The sequence below is a fragment of the Actinomadura citrea genome (assembly GCF_013409045.1).
Taxonomy (GTDB): Bacteria; Actinomycetota; Actinomycetes; order Streptosporangiales; family Streptosporangiaceae; genus Spirillospora; species Spirillospora citrea.
The window spans coordinates 722,849-743,638 of sequence record NZ_JACCBT010000001.1; the positions used below are offsets into that span (position 1 = coordinate 722,849).

Below are 20,790 nucleotides of genomic sequence, written 5' to 3' on the forward strand. Positions count from 1 at the left end.
GGTGACCTCGACCGGCCCCACTCCGCCGTGACGGCCGCGTTCCCTGTGGAGGCCGCAGTGGGGGCACTCAGGACCGGTCAGGACGCCGTCGCGATCGAAACGAGCGCCAGCGCCATGGCTCCGGCGCACACGACGCCGGCGACCGCGAAGGCGATCCGGTAGGGATGCCGCTCGGCCCACGACACAAGGCCCGGATACGTCTTGGCGAATTCCTTGGCGTCGACGGGACCCTCGGGCCCGCCGCAGGGCACGCCGAGCGCGTCCACCAACCGGGTGAGATCCTCGCGCGTGTAGAGACCGCCCTGCACCCTGAAGAGCAGGGCGCGTTGCGCGTCGAGTAGGAACAGGCTCTCGCCCGCCCCTCCGCGGGGCGCGATGATGCTCGCGCGCACGACTTCTGCGACGCGCGAGCGTGGCCGGCGCTTCCGGCCGAACAGTCCCTGGACGACCAACTCGTGAGCCGTCAGGGTGATCCGGGCGCTGAGGAGGGCCCCGATCCCCAGGGGGATCAGCACGGCGAACAGGCCGCCCACGATCAGGGCGAAAACGGCCGGGGCGTCGCCGATCAGGATCGCGGCGACGATGCTCACCGTGGCCGCCGCCAGGACGGCCAGAACGATCAGTCCTGCCCGGAAGTCCGGCCGGAGCACGAGATCATCCTGAACGCCGCTCACGCCGACACCGCCCCTTCCCCGACTCCTCAAGAGCTTGCCGTAACGCTGGTGATGCTCCGGCTGTCGTGCTCGGGTTCGGGTGGTGCGTAGCTCACCGGCGTGCCGCGCCAGGTTCATCTGCTCAGGGCGTCGACACGGTCTCTGACGTCGGCGTATGCGTTCTCTGCGTCCTCGACGACCGCCTTCGGGGTTCGGCCTTCGCGGCGCTGGAGGTGGATTTCGGCGATGCGGGCGAGTTCGGGTCGCAGGGCGGTGTCCTCGTCGTCGATGTCCTCGTCGGATGTGTACGCCATGGCGGCCTCGAAAGGGCCGACGCCGGCGGCGAGAAGGTGGAGCAGGTCGCACAGGTCCTTGGCGACCGGGCCGACGTAGCCTTCGCTTCCGAACAGCACGACGGGTTGCTGCTCGATCGGGAGTCCCTCATGGACCCGCCAGAACGCGACCTGCCCGCCGCTGCCGTCCGTCCCGAACACGCGGAACTCCCGGTCGGCGTCGTCGTCGCCGGTCCAGGACGCGACCGCCCCCGACTCGAAGTGGTCGGACGTCTCGAAGTCGAGGCCGTCGAGGCCGGAGGCGTCCTGGTGCACCTTCAGCGCCCGCAGGGCGGTGGGGAAGGACTCATCGGGGTCGAGGGACGGCCAGAACGGGATCTCCCGGGCATCCGGTGCCGCCGCCCGCAGCAGCTCGGGGTCGTTCTCGGCGCGTTCGTTGAGGGTCAGCAGGTACCAGATGAACCGGCCGTCCTCGTGGTACCGCACCTCGAACGTGCTCTCTTCGTCGCGGTGCAGCACGTGGACCACGTTCCCGTACTCCGCGGTCATGCTGTCCAGTGCCCGTGCGCGCGCCTCCGGCTCGGGCAGCGCGACCGTGAGACCGTCCCGCACCGGCGCAGGGTAGGACTCGGTGATGTAGACCTTGGTGACATAGCCGATCACCGGACCGCAGCCGCGCACACGGAGTGAGGGGTAGCGATCGGGAACCCTCACGGTGGCCTTGTAGGCCATCTCCCACCCTTGCTCGGTGACACCCATGCCGTCCCAGCCGTCCCTGTCGGGGAACGTCGGCGGCGGTCGCAGACCGTGGGCCCGGTGCAGGTCGGCCAGCCGAGGATCGTCGGTCCGGCTGCCGAGCAGGTCTTCCAGCAAGGCGAAGGGCGGCGGAGTGATCACACCTGGACGGTAGCGGCACGCGTGTCCGCACGCAGGCCCGGGATCCACGCCGGTGATCGTGATGGCGATGCCCCAGAGGGCGGGACGGGGAGCTTGCGGGGGAGGCCGTCAGTACCGGCGTCTCCTCGTCTCCTGGAGCAGATCACTGATGGCCTGGAGCACGGCGTCCCGGTCAACCTGGCCGACGCCTACCGCCGACTCGGGTCCTTCGACGCGGCCACCGAGCACATCAACGCGGCCAAAGAGCACGCCCCCAACCTCCGTCGGGACGCCTATGGCGCCTTCCTGCGCACCGCCCTTGATGAGGTGGCAGAGGCCATCTCCAGGCGGGACACCACCAAGCGGCCCTCCGCGCCTGGCTCCACCGCATGACACACCGGAACGTGCCCCTCACCGTGGAGGGACGCCGTCGACTGGTCGAGCGTTGCCGGACGAGACCGATTGCGCATGTCGCAGCCGAGATGGGGTGTCCCGGGCGTGCGCTTCGAAGTGGGTCGATCGATATCGGAGCCACGGCGAACTCGGACTGGAAGACCGCTCGTCCACGCCGCCCCACCTGGTGCTACGGGAGTTCGCCCTGCTTGGCAAGGTCGAGCAGGGTGGCGAAGGTGTGAGTCGTGAGGGTGATGTGACCGGCGTCGGGTGCCTTGCTGTCCCTGATGCTGACGGCGTGGGGAAGCCGGGCCACTTCCACGCACTGGACGGAGGTGCCCTGGGTGCTTTTACGCCACACGGGGAGATCTTCCGTCACATCGTCTCCTACTTGTTCCGTCCCGGAGGGCGGTAGGTCAGGGCGGCAGTCTCCCCAGTTTGGCGCGGGTGACGAGGTCGGCGAAGGCGTGGGGGGTGAGGGTGAGGTGACCTGCGCCGGGGGCTTTGCTGTCCCTGATGCCGACCGCCTGAGGGAGTGCGGCCAGTTCGACGCAGTTGCCGTGATCTTCTGACCGAGTGGATTTACGCCAGTGAATCGACACCGTCTCCGACGATCTCGTCTCAGCTCATACGAGACCCGCCGGTCCCCGCCGATGCGGCCGACTCGGTACGGTTTCTTCCGAACCCGTGCGAGTAAGCGGGCAAAAACGAAATCGGGAGAGAACCTATGAAGGCTGGCACCATCCTTCGCGCCATCCTCGTCGCCGCGCTCGTCGGTGGTATCGCCGGCAGTGTGGTCCTCGTGGTCTCCATGGCCGGCGCCATCAGCGCGAGCCATGTCGGAGAGGTCGCCACGCTGGGCGGTGTTGTCGGCGCCTTCTTCGCCATCAGCTCCAGCGCAGTCAGCGCCCTCTTCGGCACGGTCGGCAGGTACGCCATCCTGGGGACCGGCTTCGCGGCTCTCGGCCGGAGCGGCTACCTGCTCGTCTTCGGCCACGGCGGAGCCGTCTACTGCGCCGTCGGCCTGGCCCTGTTCGCAGGTGTCCTCGCCGACTCCATCACCCGCCGCGCCGGCATGGTCCGCGCGGCCGGAACAGCGACCCCTCAGGGGCAGGACCTCAAGTCCTCCGGTGACGCTTCGAAGAAGTAAGGCCGGAGAACCAACCCCCTGCAGGCGGCCGGGACCGTGTTCCCGGCCGCCTGATCTGCTCGAGTCACCCGGGGCCGTCGAACGGCGTCAGGCAAGGACCGATCTGAGCGGGCCCGGCGCCGGCAGCCCAGGGCGGGCCGCACCGGACGCCCGCGAAGAGTTGGCGAGCGGATGGAGCTGGTGCTGAAGGGCTCGGTGGCGGTGCCTCCGCCGCGAAACCGGCCGGGGGAGGGGCGACCTGGCCCCGCACCGGGAACGAGATGGCGTCTCAGGCGACCTTGGTGATCTTGCATTCGATGCCTGCGGATCCGATCGGAGCCTGCGCCGCAGTGGTTCCCTCGAAGGTGTTCGTGCCGCGAACCTCGAAGGTTTGAAGGCCGACCCGCTGGTGGGAGGCCGCATCCATGACCTCGACGGTGACCGTGTAGCTCTTCGCGTCGCCCCTGATCGTGCCACTGATCGTTACCGTGCCCTGTGACCCGGATGTGTTCACCCGGCATTCGACCTGGGTGCTGTAGCTCTTCGGGCCGGGGGACGAGGTGTTCCCTCCCAGCGCGCCGATCGAGTAGAGCGCGGCGAGCAGCCCCAGGAGCCCCGGCACACCCAGGGAAAAGATCAAGAAGGTCTTCCGCCTCGGGCGCGGACGCGAGCCATGGTCATCATCGGCCATGGTCCACTCGTGAGTCGGCATCGCGGTCCGGTCACCCCGATCGATCCTGATAGGCGAAGTTCGCGCAGATCAGCCTATAGGTCAGTGGGCCATGGCTTGATCGTGAGCGCCCAGCACACCGGATCGTCAGCATGGGCAAGGGTCCTCAGGTCAACGCGGCAGAGAGTCTCGCTTGGCGCGGGTGACGAGGTCGGCGAAGGCGTGAGGGGTGAGGGTGAGGTGACCTGCGCCGGGGGCTTTGCTGTCTCGGATGCCGATCGCGTGGGGGAGTGCGGCCAACTCGACGCACTGGCCACCAGTCTCGTCACTGCGAGAGGATTTGCGCCAAGTGATCATTCAATCAACCTCAACATGTGCTTGATCAGCGCCGCTGACTGGTCCTCGGGGAGCGCAAGCGCTCCGATCTTGTCATAGCGTACGCTGAACTCCCGTATTTCGGACTGGCGATCGACCAGTCGTCCCATGCGCCCGGACTCCAGGTACGCGACTTCTGCGTTGCGTGTGCTCATGAGGCTGAGTGAACCACTCACTCCCGGCCATCCTGCTGAGACGGGAAGCACCCGCAGGCTGACGTGGTCGAGCTCCGCCATTCGGAGCAGGTTGGCGAGTTGCTGGGCCATCACTTCTGCGCCCCCAACCTGCCACCACAGGACCGGCTGGGCGAGTATTACCCAGAGGTGAGGCGGGTTGGCCGTGTAAAGGCGCTGCTGCCGCTCCAGGCGTTCTCTGACGGCTCCTTCGACGTCCTCCACCACGCCGCCTCTCTGGAAGAGTGCGCGAGCATAGGACTCACTCTGGAGCAGGCCGAACACGACGTCGGACGTGTAGGCCTTGATGGACGTGGCGTTGCGCTCGTACTGCAAGAAGGCGCCTACGCGGGGGCGGTCGTGGCCGTCCTTGGCGTGTTCGGCGAGGGATGTCAGTAATCCTGCCGTGCCCCATGCCTCGTCCAACGGCACGAGATTCGCCTGGTTGGGGCGTCGGCGGCCTGCCTCCCAGTTTGAAACATGCGACCGAGAGGCGTTCGCCACGTCCCCCACTTGCTGGCACGTCCAACGGTGGTTCAGGCGGAGAAGTCGCAGCTGAACGGCTACGAGGTCCCAGAGTGATGATCCCGGATCGAGTGAGTCGTGACTTTCCATTGCCGACCCTCCTGAAGATCCTTTGTTTTCGGTCCGATTGAAAGTGTGGCCAATTTAACTCGGCGATCGCACTGTTGTCTCGACGACTTGGAGAGAGGGGGGTGGTGGAAATGGTGGTAGAAGCCGTGGGTGTGGGCGAGGTGGACATTTCTTGCCTGGCTGATCGGACGGTGCCGGGGATGGTGCGGACGGTGGTCGGGCTGCGGCTCTCGGAATGGGGGCTGGAGAGGGTGGCCGAGAGCGTTCTGCTGATCGTCGCGGAGCTCGTCACCAATGCCGTGCGGGTCGCGGGGGAGCGGGAGATCAGGATCAGGTGCGTGCGGGAGGCGCGGGGCGTCCTGGTCGCGGTGTGGGACTCGGCTGAGGAGAGGCCGGTGACGCGGCCTGCGATGCGGCCGGGGGATTTCGGGCCGGACGCTCGGGCGCTGGACGACGGGTACGACGACGGGACGGGTGGCTGGGGGCTGCCGCTTGTGCAGGCGTTGGCGTCCGGGTGCGGGGTCGCCGAGGGCGAGACCGGCAAGTGGGTGTGGGCGAGGGTCTCGTGCTGAGGCGATGGCGTAGGCGGAGGTCCGTCCGGTATCTGGATCTGCTCGCGCTCGCGGTCGGGGCGCGTGGGTGGCGGTGCGTGAAGCTGTACGGGCGCGAGTTCCCCACGCCGCTGCTCTGGGTCTATGCCAGTGGGGTCGCTGAGGACGTGGGGATGGTTCTGCGGGTGCGGGTCGTCGGTGGGGCGTGGGTCTACCAGGACGTCCAGCGGGGGAAGGCCCTCTTCCCGTGCGGGGACGCCAAGGCTGCCGGGGAACGAGTCGATCTGGTGCTGAAGGGGCGGATGTTCCCGGCTACGTGGTGAGGCGCTGGCGTAGGCGGCGGATGTTGCGTTGGATCATGGTCTCCTGGAGGGCCACCGCTGCCAGGGCCAGGGCCGCTTCGGCGCCGGCCTGGGCCATCTCCTCGGGGGTCGGCGGAGATGCCGGGTCCGAGGACGGGTCGTAGCGCAGGTCTTCGATGTCGCCGACGATCTGGGCGGGCGTGTGCTGGAGGGCGGCCAGGTCTTCCTCGCTCCACTCCGCCAGACGGGCCTGCCATTCGGGCGGGATGGCGACCTTGCCGCCGCGTTGGCGGCGGGCCTGGAAGCGGGCCGTGACGGCCTGGCGGATCCAGTCGGCGTTCTGGCCGCTCCAGGACGTCTGCTTCATGGCCGCGTTCATCGACGAGAGGACCAGTGTCTCCGGAGCCGTCAGGCCGGTGTGGGCGCGGTCTGTGGGCATGGTGGGCGGTTCGGCGAAGGCGAGGAGGTCGATCGCCTCGGCGAACCGTTGCCACAGGAGGCGCGGGGGCGTGCCGGGAGTGGTGACGACACGGATGCGGGTGATGCCCGCGTCCGACCAGCGCCGGGTCAGGCCGCCGAGGTCGAACGCGCGCCACAGGTGGGCGGACGGGTCCGTCTCGATGTGGTCCCGGCCCTTCTCCCGCTGGGTGGCGAGACCGGAGAGGTAGCGCTCGAAGGTCATCGTGCGGCCGTTGCGGATGTGCTGCTGCCAGAGGGAGGGCAGGGCCGAGCCCAGGGTGCGGGCCGTGACCACGACCTCGACCTCGTCGGCGCCCAGGGCGTCCAGGAGGCGGTGGATCGCGGATTTACGGATGACCGCCAGGGCCTCCGCCGAGAGCAGCACCGTGCCGGGCGTCGACTTCACGTCGTCCAGCAGGGTCTGCCAGGAGGAGGTCTCCTCGGACGCGCGGTCCCGCGACACCCAGGGGAACTCCGTGCCCAGCAGCCCGTAGCTCGCCCATTCGTGGTTCGCGACCGTCCGCTTCCCCCGGGCCCAGTCTGGGCTGACGGGGTAGCGGACGCCCGCGTCGGCGAGTGCTTCGGCGTTCGCCTGCAGCACTTGTTGCAGGAACGTCGTGCCCGACTTCTGCACGCCGATGTGAAGGATGATTCTCGCTGCCACCCGGGCACCCCCCCGCGACCTGTTGGTCACGAAGGGTAGTGGCCGGGACGGGTCAGGCGTGGGACGTGGTGATGGGCTTGCCGAGGGCGCTGCCGCTGGTCCACTTGGAGAAGGAGAGCTGCCAGTAGCCCCAGCCGTTCGTCCACTGGAGGCTGCGCTTGGTGCCGCTGATGGTGACGAGGTCGCCGCGGTAGGACCAGTGGAAGAACCACTGCGCGTCGCTCGCGGGGGAGCGGACGCAGCCGTGGCTGCAGTTGCGGTTACCGAGGCAGGTCGGGTCGTCCATGTTCTGGTGGATGTACTCGCCGCTGTTGGAGATGCGGGTCGCCCACGGGACCTTCTCGTCGTACCAGCCGGGGTCGCCCTTCTTCTTGCCGGGCGGGCGCATCCGCTCCAGGCGGACGTGGTCCATGGTCAGGTGGACGCCGCTGGTGGTGAGCAGGTGGTCGACGCCGTCGCCCTGGACGTCGCCGCCGCTGCCGAGGCTGACGCCCCAGTTGCGGACGACGCGGCCGTTCTTCTTCACGACGGCGCGGTGCGTCCTGGCGTTGATGTTGACGACGTGCGAGTCGCCCACCTTGAAGGTGCGGATCGTGTCGCGGTCGCCGAAGACGTCGTCGCCGATCTTCAGGCCCGCGAAGTGGACCTTGACGGTGACGGTCTGGCGCGCCTTCCACGGGTGCTTCGGGCGGAAGACGACCGAGGGCAGCCCGTTGAAGGACTCGCCCGCGGTCAGCCAGCGCCAGGCGCCCTCGGTGGGCGTGGTGGAGGAGATCTCGATGGCGCGCTCGATGGCGGGCTTGGCCTTCTCCGGGACGGCCTTGTTGAACTGGACGAAGACCGGCATCCCGGTACCGACCGTCTCGTTCTGGCTCGGCACGACGTTGTTGACGCGGGTGGCGGCGGTCGAGCGGGTGGTCCGGAACGCGCTCGTCGCGGTGGTGGACTTGCCCTTGTCGGACGTCGCCGTGGCCGACACCTGGTAACTGCCGCCAGGCTGCAGCGTCCACGTCGAGCGCCACTTGGTCTTGTCGGCGGAGAGGCTGCCGGGGACGTCGGCGCCCTTCAGCTTCACCGACACGTCGCCGAGCCTGCCGCCCGCGGCCGACACCATGACGCCCTGGTCGGGGCGCGCCTTGCCGCTGCCGTTCGCCGGAGTGATCGTCACCTGGGGGGCGCCGTCGTCGCCCTTCGTGGTCGTCCCGCCGCCGCCATCGCCGCCGCCGCTGCTCCCGCCGCACGCGGTCGCCAGGCCCAGGACGAGCGCCACCACCAACGCCTTACCTCGCACCGTTCTCCCTCAACAGCCCGCCGGATCCCGCGCGACGCGGGTCCGGCTACAAGATCGAATACGGAACGGCCTTTTATTCCCGTCCCACTCGGAGGCGGGACGGCAGGTCTCGGCGTCCGACTCACCTATAGACGTCCATGGTCTCGCAGAGGTTCGCATGCGGTGGCCACTTCGCATGATCTTTCTGAGGCCATGTCCGTGGCGACCGCCCTGTCGATCTTCTCTTCAAGACTGCGGCGGCCCCGGTTAAAAGCGGCGATTTGTGCTCTGACCAGGTGCGATTCTGATCCGTGGCCGCTTGCGACGGCCCCGCAAGGTGCTTGTCTGTGAAGGGGACGCGCGATGAGAGCCCAGGGGCTGAGTTTCTCCGTCGACTCCGGCGCGGTCCCTCCGGACCTTCTTTCGGCGGGCGGCCGGCCGGTCGTTCCGCGAAGGACGCGGATGCTGGCCGGGCTGTGCCCGGTGGGCCTCGCCGTACTGGACGGCTGGACGATGGCGGCCGCCGTGTCACTCACCGGAGGCGGCGTCCTGCCGGGTCTCGCCGCCCTGACGGTCGTCGGGCTCAACGGCGCGGCCGGGCTGTACCGGGCGCGCCGCGCTCCGTCCCTGTTCGCCGACGCGCCGCCGCTCCTGCTCCGCACGCTGCTCGTCTGCGGGATCGCGGCGCTGCTGCGGGCGGACGCCCCGGCCTGGCTGTGGACGGCCGCCCTCTGCGGGACGGTGCAGCTCGGCACGCGCGGGTTCGTGAACGCGATGGTGAGGACCTACCGCAGCCGCCGCTCCCGGGCCCGCTCCACGCTGGTCGTCGGGACGGGCGGGACCGCCGCCCACGTGCTCGACGTCCTGCGCGAACGCGGCGATCTCGGGCTCGCGGTGGCGGGGCAGGTGTCCGCGGGGGACCCGGAGGGAACTCCGGGCGCGGCGCCCGTCCTCGGGGAGACCTCCGACCTGCCGTCGCTCGTCGAGGCGCACGGGATCGAGACGCTGGTCGTCGTCGCGGAGGACGTGCCGCCCGACCGCCTGGACGCGGTGCTGCGGCTGTCGTTCGCGCTGCCCTGCGAGACGCTGCTCGTCCAGCCGCCGTCGGACGTCGTCCCGGTCGCGCCGGGGCGGCGCGAGTACCTCGCCGGGCTGCCGTGCGCGCGGGTGGAGTGGCGCCTGCGCGACCCGGCTGCCCGCTGCGCCAAGCGGGTGCTCGACGTCGTCGTGGCGTTCGTGGTCCTGGTGCTCGCGTTTCCGCTGCTCGCGGCGTGCGCGGTCGCGGTCCGGGCCGAGGGCGGCCCGGGGGTGCTGTTCCGGCAGCGGCGGATCGGGCTCGGCGGCGGGGAGTTCGTCCTGCTGAAGTTCCGGACGCTGAAGCCCGCGGACGAGCAGGAGGCCGACACCCGCTGGACCGTCAAGGACGACGAGCGGATGGGCCGTGTCGGCCGCTTCCTGCGCGCCACGTCGCTGGACGAGCTCCCGCAGCTGTGGAACGTCATCCGCGGCGACATGAGCCTCGTGGGGCCGCGCCCGGAACGCCCCCACTTCGTGGAGCAGTTCTCCCGCACCTGCCCCGGCTACGTGGCGCGGCACCGCGTCCCGGCCGGGATGACGGGTTGGGCGCAGATCCACGGGTTCCGGGGCGACACCTCCATCGAGCTCCGGGCGAGGCTCGACAACCACTACATCGACCACTGGTCGTTCACCGGCGACTTGAAGATCCTGCTTCTGACGGCGCGGGCGATGCTCTTCCGGGACCCCGCATGACGGCGCACGCCGCCACCGCTCCCTTCCTGGCGAGGCCGCTGCCGAGGCGCCCGAGCCTGCTGGTCGCGGCGGTCGTGGCGTGCGCCGGGATCCCGCCCGGCGCGCAGGCGTTCGGGCCCGGCACGCAGGTCACGGCCGGGGACGTCGCCAGCGTCGTGCTCGTGCTGGTCGCGGCCGGGATGCTGGTCACGGGAAGAGCGCGCCTGCCCCGCCTGGCCCTGCCGGCGTTCGGGCCGCTGGTCGCGGCGCTCGGGATCAGCACCGTGCACTCGGCCGACATCGGCTCCAGCCTCGCCGGGTTCGTCCGCGACCTCCAGGTCTTCGTGCTGGTGCCGCTCGCCGTCGTGGTCCTCGTCCGGGACCGGCGCGACCTCGCCACCGTCTGCTGGTCGGTGCTCGGCCTCGGCCTCGCGGAGGCGGCGTACGGGATCTGGCAGGCGGTCACCGGGAACGGCGCGTCGATGGGCGGCCGGAACATCCGCGCGGTCGGGACGTTCGGCGCGCTCGACGTGATGGCCATGTCGATCGTCGTCGGATTCGCGTTCCTCGTGCTGATCGCCTTCGCGCTGACGGCGCCCGGGCACGGCGCCGCGGCCGTCCCGTCCGCGCTCGCCGGGATCGCCGTCATGGGCGCCGCGCTGGCGCTCGCGCTCAGCCGCGGGACGTGGATCGCGCTCGGCGCGGCCGCCGTCCTCACCCTGGTGCTGTTCGACCGGTGGACGGCCGTCAAGGTGCTGACCTGCTGCGGCGCGCTGATGTTCGTCCTGCTCGGCGTCGCGGGCGGCGGGTCGCAGGCCGTCGTCGAGCGCGCGAGGTCGACGGTGGGCTCGGTCAGCGACCCGGACCAGTCCGTGGACGACCGCTACAACCTGTGGGCGGCCGCCGTCCGGATCTGGGAGGACCACCCGGTGACCGGCGTCGGGGTGAAGAACTTCCCGGCCTACCGCGACACCTACGCCACGATCGAGCTGTCGTCCGGCAGCGAGACCGACGACCCCGTCAACGGCTACGTGCGGCAGCCGCTCCTGTCGCCGCACAACGAGTACCTGCTGTTCCTGTCCGAGCAGGGCGTGGTGGGCCTCGCCGGGTTCGCCGCGCTGCTCGCCATGATCGTCGCCGGGCTGTGGAGGCGCCGGGACGCCCGCGACCCGTTCTGGCTGGCGAGCGTCGGGCTCCTGGCCTTTCTGCTGATCAACTTCCTGTACGCGGACCTGGGCGGGCCCACGTGCGCGCTCGTCGGCGTCATCCTCGGCCTCACGGCGGCACGCGCGTTCGGGGCGGCCGGCGCTTCCGCGGCCATGGCGTCCCCCGGCGGGAGGACGTCATGACCGAGCGCGGCGAGCGTCTGCGGAAGGAGCGGGCCCCCGGTTCGGTGGGACGGGCCGCGATGGTGTCGGGGGTGCTCATCGCGGCGGGCACCGGGCTCGGGTTCCTGCGCGACCTCGTGATGGCGGACCTGTTCGGCGCCAGCGGCAGCACGGACGCGTTCCTCGTCGCCTGGACGATCCCCGAGACCGTCTCGCCGCTGCTGATCGAGGACGCCATGGCGCTGCTCATGGTCCCCGTCATCACGCGGCTCCTCGCGCGCGGGGACGGCCTGCGCCCCCTCGTCGGCACGGCCCTGCCCCGCATGGTGCTCGGCCTGTCGGTGATCACCGGCGCGCTGGCGTTCGCGGCGCCCGCGGTGGTAGACGCCCTCGCGCCCGGCCTGGCCGAGCAGGGCCCGGCCGTCCAGTGCGTCCGGCTGACCGCGGTCACCGTCGTGACGTTCGGCGTCGCGGGCTTCATGAGCGCGACGCTGCGCGCCCACCACCGGTTCGGGCCGCCCGCCGCGATCTACCTCGCCTACAACGTCGGCATCCTCGCGCTGATCGCGGGCCTGTCCGGCGCCGTCGGCATCACCAGTGCGGCGATCGGTGTCGCCGCCGGAAGCTTCCTGATGGTCGCGGTGCAGCTCCCGGCGTTCGTCCGGTGCCTGCGGGACGCGCCGGCGCCGGCCGGGAGCGTGGACGTGCGGCTCGGTCTGGCGGCCATCGCCCCCATCGTCGTCTACACGGTCACGCGGCAGGCGCAGGTGTTCGTGGAGCGGTTCCTCGGGGCCGGGCTGGCCGCCGGGTCGATCTCGCACCTGAACTACGCGCAGAAGGTCGCGCAGGTGCCGATGGTGCTGTCGCTGCTGATCGTGACGGTGACGTTCCCGAGGCTCGCCCGCGCGTCGGCGGACGGGGACACCGCGCAGGTCGCCCGCCGCATCCGGCAGGACCTCGCCGTCGCCAGCGCGATGGTGCTGGCCGCGACCGCGTTCCTGGTCGCGTGCGCGCCGGCCGTCATCGGGGTGCTGTTCGAGCACGGCGAGTTCACGTCCGCCGACACCGCGAGCACCGCGGCCATCCTGCGCGTGTACGCGCTCGGCCTGTGGGGGCAGATGGCGGTCGGCCTGGCCGCCCGCGCGTTCTTCGCGGGCAGGAAGCCGACCTGGCGCCCGGCGGCCGTGCTCGCCGCGGGCCTGGCCGTCACGGCGGCGATCGGCGGCGCGTTCGCCGCGTCCGCCGGGACGCTCGCGCTGGCCGCCGCGAACGCCGCCGGGATCACCCTCGCCGCCGTCCTGATGCTGGCCGGGCTGCGGCGCGGCGTCGCGCCCGTCCCGCTGCGCCGGGTCGCCGCCGACGTGTCGCGGCTGGTGCTCGCCGCCGCGGGGGCCTGCGCCGCGGGGATGCTCGCCGCCGGGGCCCTGGACGCGCCGGTGCTCCTCCAGCTGGCGGCCGGCGGGCTCGCGGTCGCCGCCGTCTTCGCCGTCCTCGCCGTCCTGGCGGGACCCGACCTCGTCGCTCCAAGGATCGCTTCACGGCCGTTCGGTGGGCGCCACCGGCGCGGCCGCATCGAATCGGGGGACAGCAGTGAGCAAGCCGACAGAACCGACTCATCTGACCGAACCGGCGCAGCTGCCGGGGCCGGCGCAGCTGCCGGGGCCGGCGCGGACGGCGGAGGGCATCCGGCACGCGCCGCCGGTACTGATGTACCACTCGGTCGACCACTTCGATGAGGACCCGCACCTGGTGACGGTGTCGCCGGCGCGTTTCGGGCGGCAGATGGCGTGGATGCGGGCGCGCGGCCTGCGCGGCGTCGGCACGCGCGAGCTGCTGGAGGCGCACGCCGCCGGACGGGCCCGCGGCCTGGTCGGCCTCACCTTCGACGACGGGTACGCCGACTTCGCGACCCGGGCCGTCCCGGCGCTGGTGCGGTACGGGTTCGGCGCGACGGTGTTCGTCGTGTCCGGGCGGATCGGCACCTACAACGCGTGGGACGACGGACCGCGCAAGCCGCTCATGACGGCCGAGCAGATCCGCGCCGTCGCGGGCGTCGGCATGGAGGTCGCCTCGCACGGACGCCACCACGTCTCGCTCCCCGAGACGGACGACACCGAGCTGCGCGAGGAGCTGGAGGAGAGCCGCGCCGTTCTGGAGGACCTCGTCGAGGGCCCCGTCACCGGCTTCGCCTACCCCTACGGGCACGCCACCGCCCGCGAGGTCGAGGCCGTGCGCGCCGCCGGATACGACTACGCGTGCGACATCCGCCCCGAGGAGCCGGGACGGCACGCGCTGCCGCGCACCTATGTCGGCGACCGGGACGGCCCGCTGCGGCTGCGCGTCAAGCTCGTCCGGCACGAGCTGCGCCGGAGGAGCCGCGTGTGACCCGGGTCCTGCACGTCATCACCGGACTGGAGCACGGCGGCGCCGAACGCCAGCTCGCGTTGCTGCTGCGTCACCTGCCCGTTTCCTGCGAGGTCGCGACCCTCACCCGGGCCGGCGCCGTCGGCGCGGAGATCCGCCGCTCCGGCGTGCCCGTCCACGAGATCGGGATGCGCGGCAACCGGGACCTCGGGGCGCTGCCCCGGCTGGCCCGGCTGATCCGCCGGGGGCGGTACGACGTCGTCCACACCCATCTCTACCGGGCGTGCGTGTACGGCCGGATCGCCGCGCGCATGGCCGGGGCGCCCCGCGTCATCGCCACCGAGCACTCGCTCGGCGACGGCCACATCGAGGGCCGGGCCACGACGCGCGGCGTCCGGGCCCTGTACCGGGCGACCGAGCGGCTCGGATCCGCCACCGTCGCGGTGTCGCCCGCCGTCGCCGCCCGGCTCCGCGCCTGGGGCGTGCGCCCCGGCCGGATCGTCGTGATCCCGAACGGCGTCGACGCCGCCGCCTTCGCGTTCGACCCGGCGCGCCGGGCCGCGACGCGCCGCCGCCTCGGGATCGGCCGGGACGAGCCCGTCGTCGGCGGCGTCGGGCGGCTCGTCCCGACCAAGCGGTTCGACCTGCTGGTCGAGGCGATCGCGCGGCTGGACGGCGTCCGGCTGCTGCTCGTCGGCGCGGGTCCGGCGCGGGACGCGCTCGCCCGGCTGGCGCACGAGCGCGGCGTCTCCGGCCGCGTGGTCTTCGCCGGGGCGTCGTCGGACGTCGCGGGCGCGCTCGCCGCCATGGACGTGCTCGCCGCGCCGTCCGTCCAGGAGACGTTCGGGCTCGGCGTCCTGGAGGGGCTGGCCGCCGGGCTGCCCGTCCGCTACACCGCCTGCCCCGCCCTCGACTGCCTGCCGCCGGGCGACGCCCCGGACGCGCGCCGCCTGCCCTCCGACGCCGGGGTTTGGAGCACCGAACTCGGGCGCGTCCTGCGCCGGCCCCGGGACCGGACGCGGGTGCCGCCCGCCGTCGCCCGCTACGCCGTCGCCGAGCGGGCCGCCGAGCTCGCCCGGCTCTACCGCCCCGGTCCGTTCGCGGGCGGGGCCGAACCGATACGAGAAAGGGCTCATGATGCAGCGACGTGACGCCAGGAGGAGGCCGCAGAGACCGCCGGGATCGGTGCGTCGGGCCGGCCGGGTCGGCCCGGCCGCCCGGCGCCTGCGCGGGTGGGTCACCGCGACGGTCCGGCGCTTCGGCCTGCCCATCGCGTTCGTGCTCGCCGGGTTCCTCGGCGGGCTCGGCTACGCGGTGTTCGCGCCCACCACCTACACCGCGACGGCGTTCGTCCTGGTCGTGGAGGCCAGGCAGGGCCAGTCCGGCCCGGCGGCGGTCAGCTTCGCGCAGGCGTTCGGGCGGCTCGCGCCGCTCCCGGAGACCCTCGCCTACTCCTCGCTCCCGCTGCCGGACGGGGAGAACGGCTCCACCCGCGAGCACATCCAGGCGTCCACCTCGCCGGACACCCCGCTGATCAAGCTCGCGGGGAGCGGCCGGACGGCCGGCGACGCCGCCGCGTTCGCCAACGCCGCCGCCGACGCGCTCGTCCGGTACGGGACGTCCCACCGCTCCGACACCGGCGTCCGCGTCGCGCTGATGACGCTCGCCGAGCCGCCCGCCGCGCCGTCGTCGCCGAACCTGCCGCTCGGCGTCGCCGTCGGCACCGCGTCGGGGATCCTGCTCGCCGGGCTCGCCGCCGCCGTCATGAGCGGACGGCGCGAGCGGGCGGGCCGGCGGGAGAGGGGCCGCGTCCCCTCGGCGGGGGGCACGGCCGCCATCCCCGGTCCCGTCCCCACCGGACGGGTGGAGGTGGGCTCATGACCGTGACCGCGCCCTCACCACTGGCCGCCTCGCCGAGCGGCCACACCGAATGGTCTGCGGAGGTGCACCGGGACGAGCAGGCCCTCATCGCCCTGGCCGACGACCTGCGCGACCTCTACGACCGCAGCCCGGCCGCGACGCCCTTCCAGGCGTACGAGTGGATCAAGGCGTGGTGGGGCTGGTACGGGGCGCGCGGGCGGCTCCGCCTCGCCACCGTCCGGTGCCGCGGCCGGCTCGTCGCGGCGGCGCCGCTGGCGGCGGGCGTCCGGCACGGGTTCCCGGTGCTCGTCCCGATCGCCGCGGACCAGAGCGACTTCACCGACGTCCTCCTCGACCCGGACTACGCGGGCGGAGCCGTCCGGCACCTCGCCAGGGCCCTGCTGGACGAGCGCGGATGGTGCGCGCTCGACCTGCGGGAGGTCCGTCCCGGCTCGGCGGCGCACCTGGTGGCGGCGCAGTGGCCGCGCCGCGCGTGGCGGACGCCGTCCTCGGTGTGCCTCGAACTGCCCGCCGGCGGGGGCGCCGGTTTCGACACGGGCATCGACGCCGTCCTGGACCGGCTCCCGGGCCGCACCGCCGGGAAGATGCGCGCCAAGCTCCGCAAGATCGACGTGCGCGGCATCACGGCGGAGAGCGTTCCCGCGGACCGCGTCCCGGACGCCGTGCACGCGCTTCTCGACCTGCACGTCCGGCAGTGGCGGGGCCGCCCGATCAATCCCGAGCACACCCGCGGGCGGTTCCGCCGCCACCTCGCCGAGGCGGCGGCCGGGATGGTCCGCGACGGGCGCGCCGCCGTCCTGCAGTACCGGTGGGACGACCGGCTTGTCGCCAGCGACCTCGTCCTGATCGGGCACCGCCACGTCGGCGCCTACCTGTACGGCGCGCTTCCGGACCTGCGGTCCTGCGTGGACGTCTCGCTGATGATGCTGCGCGAGGACCTCGCCCTCGCCCGCGACCTGCAGCGCCAGGGCGTCAGCCTCCTGCGGGGGGACGAGCCGTACAAGCTGAAGTGGCGGCCGACGCCCGTCCGGAACGAGCGGATCATCCTCGGGCGGACCGCCTCGGCCGCCGCCTACGCCGGGCTCGCCCGGACCCGCGCGTACCTGGCGGAGCGGCGGCGCGGGGGACCGGGAGCGCACGCCGGCCTGTCCGGGAGCGCGTCCCCGCTGCTCCATGACTGACCCGCGGGACGACACCGCGCTGCGGATCCTGCACGTGAGCCAGCCGAACGCGGGCGGGGTCGCCGTCTACGTCGGGCAGGCGGCCGGCGACCAGCGCCGGCGCGGCTGGGAGGTGGCCGTCGCCTGCCCGCCGGGCGGCGACCTGCCCGAACGGTGCATGGCGGCGGGGGTGCCCTGGCTCAACTGGGACGCCGGGCGCGCCCCCGGCCCCCGCACCCTGCTGGAGGCGCTGAGCCTCCGCCGCCTGGTGAAGGGCTTCGCCCCGGACGTCGTGCACCTGCACTCCTCGAAGGCGGGCCTGGCCGGGCGGCTGCTGCGCCGCCCGCTCGGCACGCCCACGATCTTCCAGCCGCACGGCTGGTCGTGGCTCGCCGCCACCGGCCGGCTGGACACCCTCAGCCGCCTGTGGGAGCGCGCCGGAGCCCGGTGGAGCGACGCCCTGGTCTGCGTCGGGATCGGCGAGCTGCGCGAGGGCATGCGCGCGGGCGTGCGCGGGCCGTACCGGCTCGTCCGCAACGGCGTCGACCGGCGCCGGTTCACGCCCGCCGACGCCGACGCGCGCCTCGCCGCCCGGACCCGGCTCGGCCTGGAGGCGGCCGCGCCGCTCGCGGTGTGCGTCGGACGGCTGACCCGGCAGAAGGGTCAGGACGTCCTGGTCGCGGCGTGGCCGGGCGTCACCGCGCGCTGCCCCTCCGCCCAGCTCGCCATCGTCGGCGACGGCGAGGACCTGGACCGGCTGCGCCGCGAGCGGGTGGCCGGGGTCCGGTTCGTCCCGGCGGTGGAGGACCCGCGGGACTGGCTCTCGGCGTCCAACCTCGTCGTGCTGCCGTCCCGGTGGGAGGGCCTGCCACTGACCGCGCTGGAGGCGCTGGCCACCGGGCGCCCCCTCGTCGGGACGGACATCCCGGGCATCACCGAGGTCGTCCGTCCGGGCCTGGGCGCGCTGGTGCCCATGGAGGACCCCGCGGCGCTCGCCGAGGAGATGGCCGGGCGGCTGCTGTTCCCCGGCATCGCCGAGCGGGAGGGGCGCGCGGCGGCCGCCGCGTCCGCCGCCTACGACATCGGCCGGACGGTGGCGCTCCTCGCGGCCGTCACCCGCGACGTCGCCGGGTTCGGGGAGACCCCCGCGGAGGCCCTGGTGGACGCGCGGGCGGTGGCGGGCGGCCCCGTCCACGGCGGCCTCGGTGGCGTCACCGGCTTGGCGGGCGGCCTGGAGGGCGGCCCGATCGACGAGGTGACGGACGGCGCCGCGGGTGAGGGCGCCGCCGGCGGGGTCGGCATGGGTGGGGTCGGTGCGGGTGCGGTCGGTGCGGAGGGCACCGGATCGGCCGATCCCGGGGCGGCCGGGGCCGCCGGGGCGGAGGCGGCCGGAGCGGAGGCGGCCGGTGTCGGGGTGAAGGGGCCCTTGCCCGGCGGTGGCGGGGCGGTCACGCCGCCGAACAGCTCCCGGTAGGCGGCAGAGGAGCGCGGGTTGCCGCCGCCGCACGACCAGACCCCGTGCGGGCAGTAGTCGGTGATCGTCTGGTAGAGGACGTCGTGCGACATGATCCAGTCGTGCATCCCCCGCACATAGGCGGGATTGTCGGAATTGCGAAACAAGCCCCATTCGGGAAACGAGAGGGGCTTGCCGTGCGCGGTCGCGAACTCCGCCTGCTCGCGCAGACCGTACGGCTCGTGGACGAAATCCTGGAACGACTTTCCCTCGGGTTGGTCATAACTGTCGGAACCGATGATGTCGACGACGTCGTCACCCGGATAGCAGTCCGTCCACGGGATCGCGTCCGGTCCCCGGTTCGGCGCGAAATCGAACCGGAAACGCGCGCCCCGCACCGCGCGCATGGTGCCGACGATCCTGCGCCAATACGCCTTCCACGAGGACGGATCCGGGGCGCACCGCCCGGCGTAGACCTCCCCGTTCATCTCCCAGCCGAGGACGATGACCGTGTCGCGCGCGCCCAGGGAGACCAGCCGCCCGGCGAGCGTCCGGTAGTGGCGGTCGAACGTGCCGCGCGCGCCGGCGCGCAGCAGCGAGGCCAGCACCGGCGTGGGGAGCCCCGCCTCGTTCGGCGCCATCATCGGGACGTTGACCACGAGCATGCGGCGCTGGTCGGCGGCCTTCCAGTGCGCCCACGCGGCCAGCATCTCCCGGGGGCCCTCGATTCCCGGCCAGTCGTCACCCGGCAGGTAGGTGCGCCCGACCGTCACGGTCGAGCCCAGCCAGCGCTCGAAGCGGGCCACCCGGGCCACGCCCTCCGGGCCCGACCCCAGAAACGCCCCCAACGGCACATGTGCCGTCCATCGGTGAATTGCCCGGGGCTGCTGCCACGTCACCAGAGCCGACGCCATGAGCGCGAACAGCACCACAGATGCAGCCAGAATAGGAGGGAGTGGACACCAGAACGGCGACCTTTTCCGCCGGGGTCCGGACGGTCGTCCTGCCGAATGGATATCCGCAGCTCGCATGCGTATCGTATGCCCTTAGAAGCCCACCGCGAAAAAGCCGGGCGGGCGGAAAATGTGAAAATTTACCGTGAGGAAGGGATGCCGTGCGCCGCGATACGAGGGAATGGGTCTGAACGAATGTTCTTCGACAGCCGGCCGCGGGCCACCCGGTCCCGCAACGTGCGCCTCGACCCGGGCCTTCCCGTCCTGCTGCTGCGCACCGACCGCAACCTCTTCCACCACGGCACCCTGGCGGTGATCCGCAGCCTCGGCCGCGCCGGGGTCCCCGTGCACGCGATCCTCGAAGGGCGCGACAACCCCTCGTCCCGCTCCCGCTACCTGTACCGGGGGCACCCCTGGGGCCCGCCCGCCGAACGGGCGGACGAGCTGCTGCTCCACCTGCGGACCATCGCCGAGCGCATCGGCCGACCCGCGCTCCTCGTCCCGATGGACGACGCGGGAGCGATCTTCGTCGCCGAGCACGCGGACGGTCTCCAACCCCACTTCGTCTTCCCCCGCCAGGACCCCGGCGTCCCCCGCGGCGTCGCCGACAAGGCCCGGCTGCTGGAGGCGTGCCACCGGCACGGCGTCCCGTGCCCGCCGAGCCTGACGCCGGAGTCGGCCGCCGACGTCGACGAGGCCGCCGCCGCGCTCGGGCTGCCGCTGATCGCGAAATGGGCGCGGCCGTGGCGGCTGCGCCCCGGGCTGCGCAGCACCACGCTGGTGCCCACGCTCGGCGAACTGCACCGGCTGTTCGCCGCCACGCGCGACCGTCACCCGGACGGCGGCGCGGGCCCGCTCATCCTGCAGCGGCGCATCCCGCCCGCGGGCGGCGACTGGTTCTTCCAGGGCTACTTCGACGACAACGGCGACTGCCTGTTCGGCGGAACCGGCCGCAAGCACCTCGCGCACCCGCCGCAGGCCGGGCACACGGTCGCGGGGGAGTGGGTCGCCAACCCCGACCTCGAACGCCTCGCGGTCCGCATCGTCGACCTGCTCGGTTGCCGCGGGCTCGTCGACCTCGACTTCCGGTTCGACGCGGCCGGCGGCGTCCACCACCTGCTGGACTTCAACCCCCGCATCGGGGCGCAGTTCCGGCTGTTCACCGACCGGGACGGCCTCGACCTCGCGCGCGTCCTGCACCTGCACCAGTCGGGCCGGCCCGTCCCGGACGCGCGCCCCGCGCCCGGCCGCAACCTGCTCGTGGAGAACCACTACCTCGCGCGGTCGGCCCGGCGCCCGCGCCACGGAACGCCTTCGCGTCCCGCATCGCCGCGGCTTCCGCGGCTGCGCCCGCTGCGGGAGACCCTCCGCCCGCTGCGGGCGGCCGACGAGTTCGCCTGGTACGCGGGCGACGACCTGCCGCCCTTCCTAGCCATGGGGCGGCGCAGCGCGCTCCGCGCCGTGGAGCGGCTCCGCACCAGGTAACACCACGCACACACG

22 protein-coding genes and 2 pseudogenes are annotated in these 20,790 nt (G+C 72.7%); 14 read left to right on the forward strand and 10 right to left on the reverse strand.

Annotated elements, in window-relative coordinates:
• Positions 1-77 precede the first annotated feature (77 nt).
• Together BJ999_RS03635 and BJ999_RS03640 are read right to left on the reverse strand one after the other, a co-directional pair.
• A complete protein-coding gene (locus BJ999_RS03635; protein WP_179831952.1) occupies positions 78-674 on the reverse strand; it encodes a hypothetical protein in 597 nt (198 codons plus the stop codon).
• Between the two features lie 113 nt (positions 675-787).
• The gene (locus BJ999_RS03640; RefSeq protein ID WP_179831953.1) at positions 788-1,843 is read right to left on the reverse strand and encodes a hypothetical protein; all 1,056 of its coding nucleotides are present in this window, start codon (positions 1,841-1,843) and stop codon (positions 788-790) included.
• A 93-nt stretch (positions 1,844-1,936) separates the two neighbouring features.
• Here BJ999_RS03640 and BJ999_RS03645 point away from each other — a divergent pair, with 93 nt between their 5' ends.
• Together BJ999_RS03645 and BJ999_RS03650 are read left to right on the forward strand one after the other, a co-directional pair.
• Positions 1,937-2,215 carry a hypothetical protein gene (locus BJ999_RS03645; RefSeq protein WP_218934923.1) on the forward strand — a complete coding sequence of 93 codons (279 nt, stop codon included), beginning with the start codon at positions 1,937-1,939 and terminating at the stop codon, positions 2,213-2,215.
• Positions 2,212-2,399: pseudogene (locus tag BJ999_RS03650) on the forward strand (helix-turn-helix domain-containing protein); the annotation flags it as partial. The gene BJ999_RS03645 and the pseudogene BJ999_RS03650, both read left to right, overlap by 4 nt.
• 6 nt (positions 2,400-2,405) lie before the next feature.
• Here BJ999_RS03650 and BJ999_RS03655 read toward each other — a convergent pair.
• Both BJ999_RS03655 and BJ999_RS03660 read right to left on the reverse strand, forming a co-directional pair.
• Entirely contained in the window at positions 2,406-2,594 is a 189-nt protein-coding gene (locus BJ999_RS03655) for a DUF397 domain-containing protein (RefSeq protein ID WP_179831954.1), read from the reverse strand.
• Between the two features lie 37 nt (positions 2,595-2,631).
• Entirely contained in the window at positions 2,632-2,817 is a 186-nt protein-coding gene (locus BJ999_RS03660; protein WP_179831955.1) for a DUF397 domain-containing protein, read from the reverse strand.
• A gap of 125 nt (positions 2,818-2,942) precedes the next feature.
• Here BJ999_RS03660 and BJ999_RS03665 point away from each other — a divergent pair, with 125 nt between their 5' ends.
• Positions 2,943-3,365, forward strand: a complete 423-nt coding sequence (locus BJ999_RS03665) for a hypothetical protein (protein ID WP_179831956.1) — start codon at positions 2,943-2,945, stop codon at positions 3,363-3,365.
• A 268-nt stretch (positions 3,366-3,633) separates the two neighbouring features.
• Here BJ999_RS03665 and BJ999_RS03670 read toward each other — a convergent pair whose 3' ends face one another.
• The 3 genes from BJ999_RS03670 to BJ999_RS03680 form a co-directional block, all read right to left on the reverse strand.
• Entirely contained in the window at positions 3,634-4,035 is a 402-nt protein-coding gene (locus tag BJ999_RS03670) for a hypothetical protein (protein ID WP_179831957.1), read from the reverse strand.
• A 150-nt stretch (positions 4,036-4,185) separates the two neighbouring features.
• Positions 4,186-4,371, reverse strand: a complete 186-nt coding sequence (locus BJ999_RS03675; protein WP_179831958.1) for a DUF397 domain-containing protein — start codon at positions 4,369-4,371, stop codon at positions 4,186-4,188.
• Positions 4,368-5,177, reverse strand: coding sequence for a helix-turn-helix domain-containing protein (locus BJ999_RS03680; RefSeq protein WP_179831959.1), 810 nt, complete (start codon positions 5,175-5,177; stop codon positions 4,368-4,370). Before BJ999_RS03680 ends, BJ999_RS03675 begins: the two co-directional genes overlap by 4 nt.
• 179 nt (positions 5,178-5,356) lie before the next feature.
• Between BJ999_RS03680 and BJ999_RS03685 the strand changes: the two genes are divergently transcribed.
• Positions 5,357-5,728, forward strand: a complete 372-nt coding sequence (locus BJ999_RS03685) for an ATP-binding protein (RefSeq protein WP_179831960.1) — start codon at positions 5,357-5,359, stop codon at positions 5,726-5,728.
• A 152-nt stretch (positions 5,729-5,880) separates the two neighbouring features.
• Positions 5,881-6,030 carry a hypothetical protein gene (locus BJ999_RS03690; RefSeq protein WP_189269922.1) on the forward strand — a complete coding sequence of 50 codons (150 nt, stop codon included), beginning with the start codon at positions 5,881-5,883 and terminating at the stop codon, positions 6,028-6,030.
• On the opposite strand, the gene BJ999_RS03695 is transcribed toward BJ999_RS03690, so the two are convergent.
• Positions 6,020-7,132, reverse strand: coding sequence for a hypothetical protein (locus BJ999_RS03695; protein WP_179831962.1), 1,113 nt, complete (start codon positions 7,130-7,132; stop codon positions 6,020-6,022). The two genes, BJ999_RS03690 and BJ999_RS03695, sit on opposite strands and share 11 nt — an antisense overlap.
• 52 nt (positions 7,133-7,184) lie before the next feature.
• Positions 7,185-8,423: a L,D-transpeptidase gene (locus BJ999_RS03700; RefSeq protein ID WP_229810207.1), complete on the reverse strand. Its 1,239-nt coding sequence runs from the start codon at positions 8,421-8,423 to the stop codon at positions 7,185-7,187.
• Between the two features lie 441 nt (positions 8,424-8,864).
• Here BJ999_RS03700 and BJ999_RS03705 point away from each other — a divergent pair, with 441 nt between their 5' ends.
• The 8 genes from BJ999_RS03705 to BJ999_RS03740 are packed head-to-tail and all read left to right on the forward strand — an operon-like array spanning position 8,865 to position 18,358.
• Positions 8,865-10,172 (forward strand): sugar transferase, encoded by a 1,308-nt coding sequence (locus BJ999_RS03705; RefSeq protein WP_179831963.1) that lies wholly within the window; start codon positions 8,865-8,867, stop codon positions 10,170-10,172.
• A complete protein-coding gene (locus tag BJ999_RS03710) occupies positions 10,169-11,500 on the forward strand; it encodes an O-antigen ligase family protein (RefSeq protein ID WP_179831964.1) in 1,332 nt (443 codons plus the stop codon). The genes BJ999_RS03705 and BJ999_RS03710 overlap by 4 nt, the downstream gene beginning before the upstream one ends.
• Positions 11,497-13,215, forward strand: coding sequence for a lipid II flippase MurJ (locus BJ999_RS03715; protein WP_179831965.1), 1,719 nt, complete (start codon positions 11,497-11,499; stop codon positions 13,213-13,215). Before BJ999_RS03710 ends, BJ999_RS03715 begins: the two co-directional genes overlap by 4 nt.
• Complete coding sequence (locus BJ999_RS03720; protein WP_179831966.1) at positions 13,187-13,864, forward strand: polysaccharide deacetylase family protein; 678 nt, start codon at positions 13,187-13,189, stop codon at positions 13,862-13,864. Before BJ999_RS03715 ends, BJ999_RS03720 begins: the two co-directional genes overlap by 29 nt.
• The gene (locus tag BJ999_RS03725) at positions 13,861-14,994 is read left to right on the forward strand and encodes a glycosyltransferase (protein ID WP_179831967.1); all 1,134 of its coding nucleotides are present in this window, start codon (positions 13,861-13,863) and stop codon (positions 14,992-14,994) included. The genes BJ999_RS03720 and BJ999_RS03725 overlap by 4 nt, the downstream gene beginning before the upstream one ends.
• A 34-nt stretch (positions 14,995-15,028) precedes the next feature.
• Positions 15,029-15,724, forward strand: a complete 696-nt coding sequence (locus BJ999_RS03730) for a Wzz/FepE/Etk N-terminal domain-containing protein (protein WP_179831968.1) — start codon at positions 15,029-15,031, stop codon at positions 15,722-15,724.
• Positions 15,721-16,905, forward strand: coding sequence for a GNAT family N-acetyltransferase (locus tag BJ999_RS03735; protein WP_179831969.1), 1,185 nt, complete (start codon positions 15,721-15,723; stop codon positions 16,903-16,905). Before BJ999_RS03730 ends, BJ999_RS03735 begins: the two co-directional genes overlap by 4 nt.
• The gene (locus BJ999_RS03740) at positions 16,898-18,358 is read left to right on the forward strand and encodes a glycosyltransferase (protein ID WP_218934924.1); all 1,461 of its coding nucleotides are present in this window, start codon (positions 16,898-16,900) and stop codon (positions 18,356-18,358) included. Before BJ999_RS03735 ends, BJ999_RS03740 begins: the two co-directional genes overlap by 8 nt.
• 239 nt (positions 18,359-18,597) lie before the next feature.
• On the opposite strand, the pseudogene BJ999_RS43410 reads toward BJ999_RS03740, so the two are convergent.
• A pseudogene (locus tag BJ999_RS43410) lies at positions 18,598-19,368 on the reverse strand (glycosyl hydrolase); the annotation flags it as partial.
• A gap of 117 nt (positions 19,369-19,485) precedes the next feature.
• Between BJ999_RS43410 and BJ999_RS03750 the strand changes: the two are divergent.
• Complete coding sequence (locus BJ999_RS03750; RefSeq protein WP_179831970.1) at positions 19,486-20,775, forward strand: carboxylate--amine ligase; 1,290 nt, start codon at positions 19,486-19,488, stop codon at positions 20,773-20,775.
• The last annotated feature ends 15 nt before the right edge of the window (positions 20,776-20,790 follow it).

What these genes read in the sequence shown, in the direction of transcription:
- BJ999_RS03665 (WP_179831956.1), top strand. Translation starts at nt 2,943, where the DNA reads ATGAAGGCTGGCACCATCCTTCGCGCCATCCTCGTCGCCGCGCTCGTC.
- BJ999_RS03740 (WP_218934924.1), top strand. Translation starts at nt 16,898, where the DNA reads ATGACTGACCCGCGGGACGACACCGCGCTGCGGATCCTGCACGTGAGC.
- BJ999_RS03680 (WP_179831959.1), bottom strand. Translation starts at nt 5,177, where the DNA reads ATGGAAAGTCACGACTCACTCGATCCGGGATCATCACTCTGGGACCTC.
- BJ999_RS03750 (WP_179831970.1), top strand. Translation starts at nt 19,486, where the DNA reads ATGTTCTTCGACAGCCGGCCGCGGGCCACCCGGTCCCGCAACGTGCGC.
- BJ999_RS03670 (WP_179831957.1), bottom strand. Translation starts at nt 4,035, where the DNA reads ATGGCCGATGATGACCATGGCTCGCGTCCGCGCCCGAGGCGGAAGACC.
- BJ999_RS03735 (WP_179831969.1), top strand. Translation starts at nt 15,721, where the DNA reads ATGACCGTGACCGCGCCCTCACCACTGGCCGCCTCGCCGAGCGGCCAC.
- BJ999_RS03675 (WP_179831958.1), bottom strand. Translation starts at nt 4,371, where the DNA reads ATGATCACTTGGCGCAAATCCTCTCGCAGTGACGAGACTGGTGGCCAG.
- BJ999_RS03715 (WP_179831965.1), top strand. Translation starts at nt 11,497, where the DNA reads ATGACCGAGCGCGGCGAGCGTCTGCGGAAGGAGCGGGCCCCCGGTTCG.
- BJ999_RS03685 (WP_179831960.1), top strand. Translation starts at nt 5,357, where the DNA reads ATGGTGCGGACGGTGGTCGGGCTGCGGCTCTCGGAATGGGGGCTGGAG.
- BJ999_RS03710 (WP_179831964.1), top strand. Translation starts at nt 10,169, where the DNA reads ATGACGGCGCACGCCGCCACCGCTCCCTTCCTGGCGAGGCCGCTGCCG.
- BJ999_RS03690 (WP_189269922.1), top strand. Translation starts at nt 5,881, where the DNA reads ATGGTTCTGCGGGTGCGGGTCGTCGGTGGGGCGTGGGTCTACCAGGAC.
- BJ999_RS03720 (WP_179831966.1), top strand. Translation starts at nt 13,187, where the DNA reads ATGTACCACTCGGTCGACCACTTCGATGAGGACCCGCACCTGGTGACG.
- BJ999_RS03705 (WP_179831963.1), top strand. Translation starts at nt 8,865, where the DNA reads ATGCTGGCCGGGCTGTGCCCGGTGGGCCTCGCCGTACTGGACGGCTGG.